The organism is Halochromatium roseum (assembly GCF_016653315.1).
Classification (GTDB): Bacteria; Pseudomonadota; Gammaproteobacteria; order Chromatiales; family Chromatiaceae; genus Lamprobacter; species Lamprobacter roseus.
Window position 1 is genome coordinate 19,104 of sequence record NZ_NHSH01000079.1, and the last position, 9,833, is coordinate 28,936.

At 59.3% G+C, this 9,833-nt stretch carries 6 protein-coding genes and 1 pseudogene; 3 read left to right on the plus strand and 4 right to left on the minus strand.

Features of this window, described 5'->3' with window-relative positions:
- Positions 1–46: 46 nt before the first annotated feature.
- Entirely contained in the window at positions 47–871 is an 825-nt protein-coding gene (locus CCR96_RS22105; protein ID WP_201223793.1) for a hypothetical protein, read from the minus strand.
- Positions 872–1,080: 209 nt separating this feature from the next.
- Here CCR96_RS22105 and CCR96_RS22110 point away from each other — a divergent pair, with 209 nt between their 5' ends.
- Both CCR96_RS22110 and CCR96_RS22115 read left to right on the plus strand, forming a co-directional pair.
- On the plus strand, positions 1,081–1,644 hold the full coding sequence (locus CCR96_RS22110) for an NYN domain-containing protein (RefSeq protein ID WP_201223795.1): 564 nt from the start codon (positions 1,081–1,083) through the stop codon (positions 1,642–1,644).
- A gap of 41 nt (positions 1,645–1,685) precedes the next feature.
- Positions 1,686–4,136 carry a hypothetical protein gene (locus CCR96_RS22115; RefSeq protein WP_201223797.1) on the plus strand — a complete coding sequence of 817 codons (2,451 nt, stop codon included), beginning with the start codon at positions 1,686–1,688 and terminating at the stop codon, positions 4,134–4,136.
- 16 nt (positions 4,137–4,152) lie between these two features.
- Here the strand turns inward: CCR96_RS22115 and CCR96_RS22120 are convergent, their stop codons facing one another.
- From CCR96_RS22120 to CCR96_RS22130, 3 genes are read right to left on the minus strand one after another with little or no spacing between them, the layout of a single operon-like run.
- A complete protein-coding gene (locus CCR96_RS22120; protein WP_201223799.1) occupies positions 4,153–6,564 on the minus strand; it encodes a hypothetical protein in 2,412 nt (803 codons plus the stop codon).
- 33 nt (positions 6,565–6,597) lie between these two features.
- On the minus strand, positions 6,598–7,962 hold the full coding sequence (locus CCR96_RS22125; protein ID WP_201223801.1) for a ThiF family adenylyltransferase: 1,365 nt from the start codon (positions 7,960–7,962) through the stop codon (positions 6,598–6,600).
- Positions 7,963–7,966: 4 nt separating this feature from the next.
- Positions 7,967–8,632 (minus strand): hypothetical protein, encoded by a 666-nt coding sequence (locus CCR96_RS22130; RefSeq protein WP_201223803.1) that lies wholly within the window; start codon positions 8,630–8,632, stop codon positions 7,967–7,969.
- A gap of 434 nt (positions 8,633–9,066) precedes the next feature.
- On the opposite strand from CCR96_RS22130, the pseudogene CCR96_RS22135 reads away from it, so the two are divergent.
- Positions 9,067–9,707: pseudogene (locus tag CCR96_RS22135) on the plus strand (helix-turn-helix domain-containing protein); the annotation flags it as partial.
- Positions 9,708–9,833 lie beyond the last annotated feature (126 nt).

The window sequence follows — 9,833 nt, forward strand, 5'->3', positions numbered from 1 at the left end:
GCCTCCGATGCCAGCGGCGCGACAGCGTTGAGCGTGACAGCTCGCATCAGCACAGCCCCTGTTCTTTTAACGCTACGCAACAGAGGATTTGCAAGGCCAGCGCCATTTCGAGCTGAGACTCGGGCTCGACGGCGATTCCGAGACCCAGCAGCCACTGTCCGCGATAACTCTTGCGAAAGGCCAACAGCGCCGCATCCTGCTGCTTCGGTACAGTGATACCCAGTTTGACTGCACGCGTGTGATAAGACGGAATCCCATGACGGCGAGCCAAGGTACAGAGTGAGATTGATTCGCGCACCTTGCCATCAGGGCAGAAATGGCAGCTGAGATAGAGCCGAATCCAGGGGCTTTCGGCAGCCAGATGCGACCAGTCACCACATCCCTGCAGAAAATCCCGCGCCGCCCTGAGCACGCGGTCGAGATCGATGCCGAGAAAATTCGCCACCAACGTCCCAATCTCCGCCCCCGTTCCGTTGGTGTCCGCCGATGCCAATTCGATCGCGAGCCAGTCGCTTAGCTGTTCCCGTATGACCGTTTCATCTTCGGTGCCGCTCTCCATGTCTACAGCGCCCAGCTCTTCGTGGTCTTCGGTGGGTGCCAGACCATGCTTGAGATAAGGGTCACGCAGCCGGCTGATCAGATAACGCTCGTAGTAGAACATCAGCGCGCCACGGTGATACAACTCCTGGTTCTGCTGGCCGAGCATCAAAACCTTATCCTCGAAGAAGTCCTGAATGTACTCCTCAGGTGTTCCGCCGAGGCGTGCGATCAAGTCTGCCCCCCTGTTGGACAGCGTCGTCCACACCAGCGTGTACAGTTCATGCCACTCAGCTTCCGACAGCGTCGCGCGGCGGCGCCACAGATCGAGCAATCGTGACTCGTCCGTTCGTGTTGCCGTCGCTACAGCATGCTCTCGCATCGATCTTCCTATAAAAAATCTGAAGTCCGGCTGCGTTTGATTGGTAGGCCCCTTGAAGTAAACGCCAGCTCCACAGGATGGACACAGGACTCGAGGCCAAGGACGACCGGCCAAGGACAGCCAATCCCACCAATCACGCCCTCTCAAACCGGAGCACAAACATGGAGCGGATCGTTATTTTCAGTGATCATGCCAACATGGCAGCCGCCTTTGATCAGCTTGGCTATCCTCTGGATCAAGCGGATCTCATCGATTATCTCACCGAAGGGCGCTTCTTGGTCGAAGCGCATACTTTCGTACCGATCGATCCACGCGATCCAAGCGGCCGCGACACGCTGATCGAAGCGTTATGGAAAGTCGGCTATCTGGTTCACAGCAAAGTGGGTACCATCGCTGGAGACGGCTATCGCTGCAACTTCGATGTCGATCTCACGTTAGAAATGATGCGCACGGCGGAAATCGTCAAGCCAGACATCATCGTGCTGCTGTCTGGGGACAAGGATTTCGTCCCGGCGATCCTAGAACTGCGCCGGCGAGGTATCCGAGTCGAGATCGCGGCGTTTCCGGGGCATAATGCGGCGCGCGACATCATGCTCAAAGGCTCCGGCTTCATCGACTTAGAACGTTATCGTCAGCAGCGCTGGGAGGCGCACGAGACGCTGCCAGAGCCGCCCTGCGCAGACTTCAAAGACAACGCCGTTGCCCGCGAAGACGCACCGGCCTAATCATCAACATCGCCCTCGTCGTCAGGAACAGGATCGGTTGCATGCCCAGCTTAAGTCTCCAACAGTGTCTCGATAAGATTCGTTTCTACGCATCCTGGGCTAACAACTCGGGCGCGACGGAGATCGCCAACTATACCCGGCAGTGTCTCGAACTGGATTCAGCTTCTCAGCAGCAGATCGATCAGGCTCAGCTTCAAGGGCAGGCGGATGGAGAACTGCTCACTCGCTTCTACAAATTCGGCTCGAAATTTGGCCAAGACTGCCTCAGCCGTGGCGATTATCGCAAGGCGCTCGCGGCGTTGGAACACGACCATCCCTCCTTGCTTGACCGTGCCAAGCAGCAGGTCAAAAAAGGCATACAAGCCAAAGCAAAATACCTCGCCGTGCAAGAGCGCAAGGACGCTGGGAGGCCCGTCTCGACGGTGCGCATCCCCGTCCGCTTCAAGGGGCGCAAGGTCGCTAGGGCGCTGCCAGAGCCCAATCGCCAGACCCTTGCTCCCGATCCGACTGACACTGACAGCCTCCACCCGCGCGACCTACGCGCCCAGACGCCCAGCCCATCTTGGCAGCTCCTGATCGATGAGACCGGGTCGATCTTTGGGCCAGAGGCTGTTGCTCTAAGCACCACTGATCGGACACTGGGGCGTTTCATCGGACTCCTGATTCCGCAGCCCCAGGCCGGACTCAAGCCCTTACCCAAGGGCTGGCATGCTGTGGATCAAGGCGATATCGACGAAATCGATCGCGTCATCCAGGTCATTCTCGACGCTCCTGTCGGCGTGCTCGGCATCAACATGCATCAGCTTCCCGAGGCACCCGGCGAGCGCTGGGTATTTGGCGTCATCCGCCTCATCGACCTCGTACTTCGGCTGATGCCGATTAACGGGCCGACTGAACTCGAGGTGCTGATCGAGAATCGTGGCAGCTACAAGGGCCAGGCGCAGTGGCCAGCAGTGGCTGAACAGACACGCCTGCGCTTGGCCGAAGCCTATCCCGATCGGGCGCGAACCATCGAACTGCGCATTCGCACCATTACCAAGTACGATTCGCCTTACAACGGCTATGTTGATGCGCTCGCTTACATCGCTTCCGCGGCCTCGGAACACTCGCGTGCCTGCCTGGCGGCCTCTGGGCTACCTGGAACCTGTCTCATCGATGGTGATGCCGAAACAATTGGTCGCGCGCTAGAGTGGATGGATCGTGGGCGCACCCTCGATGGACGCGACTGGACGGCGCTGCTGGCACATCCCGAGGCCGAGCAGCCCAGCAGTCTGGTCAGCACCCTGCTCGAACGCCTAGGGGCAACCACTCGTCAGGACACCGCACTCTGGCGCCGCTATCTCGACCACATCACCGGGCATTTCGACAGTCGAAATATCGACTTACCGCTACTCGGACGGCAGGTCGTCTGGCTGGAACGCTGGATGCCCATTGATCAAAACTTGCCGCCGACGCTACGCCTGCTGTGGCTCACCTCCATGCTGGCACGTGCTAACCATCTCGGACAGACCGAACAGCCTTGGGTTGACGAGATGCGTCAACTCGCCGACCGTCTGATGGAAGAAGACGCGCGCCTCGTCTGTCGGGCCGAACTCAACCTCGCCGTGGCCGCCACCAACCGCTTTGACTTCGAGCAAGCGGGAGCAGCACTGCAACGATGGAATCCTGTTGCCGCGCTAAACGATAGCAAGATACGTGGCCTACTCCGCACGCTGCTCGGCGTCCCGGAGATGAAGCAGCTTGACACCCTGTCCGCACCCAAGGCGAGCGCTGGACTACGCTACTGGGGTCAGGTTCGCTCTAGCCTTGGTCAGCATCGCGCCTTCATAGGCGACCCAGCGGGGGCTGTGGCGCTCTTCGATGAGGCGCTCGAGAGTTTCAGCGCACTGTCCGATCCTGAATTGGCGCGGCGTGAGAGTCGCCAGACCCAAACCTATCGTGCCATTGCCCTGATGGACGATGCAAACAGTCACGATGCACAGGTGCGCGCAGCAGTGGAAGCGGTCGTTGGCCCCTTGCCACAGGCCCTCGAAACCCTAGCCGAATCCGGCGCCAACGACGACAAATATCCGCATCACTTGGCATTGCGCTGGCTAGTGCATCGACCAGATGCCACCCTGGCGCTTCATTACCTGGATCGACGCGCATCCTGGGATGAAGGCGAGGGACATCCCTGGCCATTGATCCAACTCTATCGAGCGCTTCTGCTTCATCCTCAAGACCCAGCAGCGGCGCGCGCGCGAGCCGTCGCCGGCGCCAGACTCGCACAGGATGTCGCCAATGGTCCGGTCGTACAGCTCATCGGTGCCTGTATCCGCACGGTCGCTTCCGGCTGGGGTGAACCCTGGCCAGGAGCAGACAGGGCGCTTGAACGGCTGGACGCCCAATTACCGCTCGCGCGCGCCCGGATCGCACGGATTCGTGCAGGATTGCGTCAACCGGTCGCCCCGCTTGACCTATTGCGCGAGGTGTTGCCATTCAACTTCCGCTAGGCAGCGTTCAAGCCGCTTACCGATAGTTGAAGGGCAGGGCGCTGAAGACTTCACTAAGCCGTGCGGGATCAGGCGTCCTCAAGACGGTTTTCAGGGTCTCGATGATGGGCGCGGCATCCGGCAACAGGCGCGCTTGATCAAGCAGCGCATGGCCGCGTTCCTCGTAACCGCAGTGTTCCAGACAGCAGGCCGCCACCGTCGCCCAGAAGGCACCAATGAGTTTAAGGGTTGGCCCATGGCAGGCCAGCGCGCTCACCTCGATGGCGCGCGTGAAGGCATCCCGCGCGGCAGTGGCGGTCGCCTCGTCGAGCTGCTCTTGATTCCATAAGAGAAAACCGCGATAGCCATGAATCCCCGGCCAAGGATGCTGCGGATAGCCATCCGACCAGGCCGCCCGCGCCGCCAGATAGGCCGCACGGGATTCATCAAGCTCAGGCCTCAGCACCAAGGCACGCACGAGCAGATGATGACGGTATTGCGAGATCAGCGAACCATCGCGAGCCAAGGCATCGGACAACGCGGCATCGATCTGTCCGAACACGGCAGCCAGCGCGCGCGGCGCTTCAGGCAGATTTGCATCCAGTGCATTGATCGCCCGATAAATACTCGTTTGCTCGATTTCAGCCTGGCGGTCGTCTTCACGCAACTCAGCCCGCCTGAATCGCTCCAGCGCTTCGCCGAAACTGGCCTCGGCCTCCAGCGCATGGCCACGCAGCGCTCGATATTGCCCGAGCGCGCTGTAGAGTCGCGCCTGCTGACGAGGAGGCAGTGCAGGGAACAGGGGGTCCTCGATCCACTCCAACACCGTCAACTCAGCATGACCAAACGCAAAACGGTCGGCATCATGCACCGCTAAGTTTAGATCCGCATCGGCGCATAATTCCCGCGCGTTATCCTTGAGCCGCTCCCGCTCACGCCGATACTCAGTGGCGAGGGCACAACTGCGCGTTGGGTCACCGTCATGATTCGCATCCTGCAGCGCGAGCTGGTACCACAACAGACGCATCTGGGGGCTTGCTCCCTCCGGTAAGGCTGGCAGCAGGCTGCGCACAGCCGTGAAAGCGCGGCGCAAGCGACGCAAATCGAGCACCTTCGCCCGATAGTCCTCCTCCAATCGTTCCAGCAGCGCGATTTGTAGCTGCGGTTGGCTCGTCAATTGGCGCGCAATATCAGCCATCACCAAGCGACCGAAGGGGCTTGCCCCCGTCTCGAGAGCGAAGTCGATCACATCACCCAGGTTCTCCGAGCGATCCAGATGCTGAAGCCGCTCCAGCCGCGGCACCAGCTCAAGCGAAAAGGGCACGTAGCCTGGCAACTCCTTAAAGCCTGACCAAGCGCCCAAGGCCCGATTGAGGTCCGTATGCTGATGGGTCAGATGTGCCACCAGATCCGCATAGGGAATGTAGCCAAAATTCTTCTCCCGCCAGGCAACGGTGACGAGATGCCAATTTGCGAAACGTTCGTTCGGATCGCCAGCGAACAAACCGCGATAGAACTCGGTCGCCTCGCTGCCGGCGTGATGTTGGCCGATCGCCTCGGCGAAGACAGACAAGCGCCGCATCTGCGGAGACGGCGGCAACAGCCAGCCACAGAGGAAGCGCAACGCATGCTGAAGCAGTTGATCGTAATAGCCGCCCGCATGCTGATCCTCGCGCGGCATCCGTAACGGGAAAAACAGCGGCAGACACTGGCGACAAGCCCAGAGGCGCTCCAGTGCTTGCCGGGCCTGAGCCGGTTTCTGGTAAATATGCGTTTCAATCGCAGGGAGTTCAGCCCGACCAGGCTTGTGGGATCCCTGACACAACAGACCAGCGATCACACCCTCATTACGCCTGATTTCCCCGTTCTTCAGTGGCCAGGCTTCGTCGAGATAGAGCGTAAACTCCGTAATCCCGTTGACAAACCGAGCGATGTCCGACGACTGATTGACCAAGCGATCCGAGCTGACATCATCAACCAGACGCTTGATCTTCTTGCGTTTTTTCTCATTGCGGATCAGGGCAATCGGCTTCTTCAGCGGACTTGCCGGGTGCGGTGGGGTCGAGGCAGGCTTCGAGGGCGGGGTCGCTCTCTGCATGCCATCCAGATAGGCTTCCGCGAGACGGCGCAGATCCGCCCAATGTCCCGTACCCGCCAACTGCTGACCAAGATGTAACTTACGTTCACCGAGGCGTCCAGCAGGTTCCTTCAACGCCCGCGCCATAATATTGCCGGCGTTCTCCAACCGCCCGCGATCATGAGCGCTTGGTCGCCAGGCGCGCAAGTTGCGCGTCTCGAAGCCCTGCCGCTGCAGCCGATCGAACTCGGTTGGGTTGAGGTGCAAACGCCCTTCGGCGGCCATCAACCAGCGCGGCGCGAAGGTCTCCCAGGCGCGCCACCACGTTGGCAGTGTGGGGTTAGCATGCGGCAATCGAGCATCGTTCGGCATCAGGGGCTCCCGAGTGAGATTTAGCCCCCAATGTTAACCGCAATAGAAGCAACTCTTCCGCCGTCGTGTCACACTCTCGGCGTCGGGATAGAGGCGCGGCATGGCATGGCCTTCGTATACCAAGATGGGCACTGTTGGACGGCCGCTGTACTGGTTGATCAAGGCCTCGACCGCCAGGGCCGCAATCAGCGCATTCAGCGTCTTGACCGCAGGCTCCTTGACCTCGCGCCCGCTGACATAGCCGCGCCGTTCCAGCACCTCGTCCAGTCCGTCGACGGTTTCGGCGGCGATCTGCGTAGGTGCCAGACGTCCGAGACAGTTCAGACATAACCCATCGCCCAAGCGGGCCGTGATCACCTCGCCGCTCATGTCGGTAATCCGGCCATCATCGACACTGATATTGCTCCCAGCCGAGATCAACGGAACCCCAAAACGCAGGGCCAGGGTCTGCGTGTGATAGCGACTGGTATGGTTGTCGGTGGACAGCAGCATCCAGTCTGATGCCGCCAGCACTGGCAGCAATCGCTCATCCTCGATGGGCCAGGGATGGGTCTCGATACGCGCTCGCGGATTGATGCGCCGCAGATGGTCAGCCACCACATCAACCTTGAGCCGACCCTGTTCAGCATCGACCGCATAGGCGCCGACGATACGATTGAGATTGGTCGTCTCGACCCGGTCATGATCGATCAAGTGCAGATGATGAAAGCCACTATGAACCAGGTTCTCCGCGATTGCTGAGCCAAGCCCTCCGACACCCACCACTGCCACGCACTGATCCCGCACGATGTGGCGCAGCACATCCAGCCCTAATGCCAAAGTGCTGCGCGCCAGAAAACCCTGCTCAGGGTCCAAGGCGGCAACAGGTGCCTCCCCATCATCCAAGTCTTCGAGGCAGGGCCAGCGTTCAAGGACTGTTTGGGTGTGAATGCGCGCCGGGAGTGCGCGCGGTTGGCCGTCCTCGTATTCCCACAACCGGGCAGAGTAATCGCCACGCGAGAGCACGATGCTTGCATAATGTACCCCATCCAAGGTGTTGTTAAGCCACTGGTGAAAAAGCACTTCGTCACGATCGTCAACCACTGAAAAGGCCGCGCCCCGTGCCGAGAACGGATGCGTATGCACATCGATCAGGGTGTCTACATCACCGCGACGCTGCATCTCGACGAGTCGAGCATAGACGTACTCACGGCGCAGATGCAGATGCGCGAGGCCGCGGCTCTCATAGTCCTCAGGGCTTGGATGGCAGACATCAACAATCTTGATCAGGGTGTGCGGACCGACGCGATGTAATTGTCCAAACAGCAAGGCGAAGCTCTCGCGCTCGATATCTGCCAAGAGCTGTTGGCGCAGCGCAGCGAACAAGCCCTGCGGAAAGCGCAAACGGATGGCTTCCATGGCATCAGTTCCCCAGCACTTCGTTGATCAGATGAAAATAGGTGTAGAGGTTGTCGCCCTCACGCCAGTTGCGCGCGGGTTGCCAAGCACCATCGTGGATGTAGGTGCAATACCACTTCCAGCCTCGCGCGATAGGCTCATCCCAGGCGTTGTGCGCAACACCTTGGAAAAAATGTCCATCGGGAGAGATCGGGATATCAGCCATCATGTAGAAGCCGATAGGTGGCAGCGCTGGGTATTCGTTCGGAAAAGCGACGAGCAGCGGCGTTTCGCGCGCGATGGTATGCCAGCGCTTCGGGAGATAGAAGTTAGGCACCACGATCCAGTGCGACTCTTCTTCGTCGAACTCCAGGCCCTGCTTAAACAGATGTTCAGCCACATCCACCACCTGCTCGGTGATGAGATGCTTGGAGAGTGCCGGACGATGACCCCCAAAGCTGTGCCCCTTTGAGCGATCGGGCATTGAGATCACCTTGGCGCCCCGTCCGTTCTTGTCGACCAGTTCAAACGGACTGTAGTGACGATTGGGGTCGATCTGTTGCACCTTACCTCCGCACTCGAGAATAGGGCGCCGGCCGCCCCCCACTTGGGTCTGGCGTACCAGATCGCGACCGTGGATACCGTTGCGGATGCTCTTGGGGTCAATCCGTCTGCCGTTGATGATGGCCATCTGCTATCTCCTATGTTTGGGCGAATGTTGAGTTTTACCGGTCCCCTACATCCTCTCTAACGCAGACGAGATCTGAGTTTTCAAGATCCGCTTCAGGTTTTTGACTGAGGGTTTGGAGCATGCAGACACATCCGCTGCCACTTTTAGGGTCTCGCCGCGCTCCTCTGCTTGTATCTGTATCTGCGCACTATCATGGCTTTTAGGAGGCCGATGTCCGTGATGACGAGTGACTAGAAGCCGATAGACAGGCTACTTAACCTCTGGTTAGTTTCATCGCCTCTAAGTCGGCTCAATGCGTCGGACGATGCGGTTTCTACCCCCTATAGGCACAAACTGCGCTTACCTCATGTGGATTCTAAGCATCCTTTCATAGCCTGCTGTATCTGTTTTATACTTATTGCAAACCAGTAGCGGCGGTGTAGCTTTTCGCACAGATGATCAGAATCGAGTTTTCAAGGCAGGATTTGGAACAACTTCAGCAGTTGCGTTACGCGCATGCACACCCGAGGGTGCGTCGGCGCATGGAGGTTTTGTGGTTGAAGAGTCAGGGTCTTGAACACCAGGAGATTTGTCGGCTCGCAGGCGTTTCGAGTAACACCCTGCGCCAGTACCTCAGACTGTTCCAGGCGGGCGGGATCAAGAAACTGCAGGAACTCAACTTCTACGCACCGACAAGCGAGTTGCAAAGCCATCGCTGCCAACTGGAGAGCTATTTCCGCGCCCATCCGCCCGCAACGCTCAACGAGGCGGCAGCAAAGATCGAGGAGCTAACCGGGCTCAAGCGTAGCCCCAGCGCAGTGGGTACGTTTCTCAACTCACTCGGCATGGTACCGAGGCGCGTCGGCACAATCCCCTCGAAGGCTGACCCGGAGGCGCAAGAGCATTTCCGTATCAACAAGTTGGAACCACGACTCGAAGAGGCCCGGCAGGGCAAACGCGCTGTTTTTTTGTCGATGCTGCTCATTTTGTCTTGGGTGCCTTTCTCGGCACGCTCTGGTCGTTCTCCCGCCTGTTTGTCAAGACCTCCGCCGGGCGAAGGCGCTTCAACGTGCTCGGTGCGTTGAACGCGATCACTAGGTAGTTCAATTTGCCCTCCAGCAGCCTCACTATCTTCATGCAGTTTTTATGTCGGCTTTAGAGCCTGCCTGCGACGCTTGAGCATCGAGTCCCCCAGATGTGTCTCGACCCACTGTTCGACGTC

Excerpts from the sequence above, each read along its gene's own strand:
- CCR96_RS22110 (WP_201223795.1), top strand. The coding sequence starts at position 1,081 with ATGGAGCGGATCGTTATTTTCAGTGATCATGCCAACATGGCAGCCGCC.
- CCR96_RS22120 (WP_201223799.1), bottom strand. The coding sequence starts at position 6,564 with ATGCCGAACGATGCTCGATTGCCGCATGCTAACCCCACACTGCCAACG.
- CCR96_RS22130 (WP_201223803.1), bottom strand. The coding sequence starts at position 8,632 with ATGGCCATCATCAACGGCAGACGGATTGACCCCAAGAGCATCCGCAAC.
- CCR96_RS22125 (WP_201223801.1), bottom strand. The coding sequence starts at position 7,962 with ATGGAAGCCATCCGTTTGCGCTTTCCGCAGGGCTTGTTCGCTGCGCTG.
- CCR96_RS22115 (WP_201223797.1), top strand. The coding sequence starts at position 1,686 with ATGCCCAGCTTAAGTCTCCAACAGTGTCTCGATAAGATTCGTTTCTAC.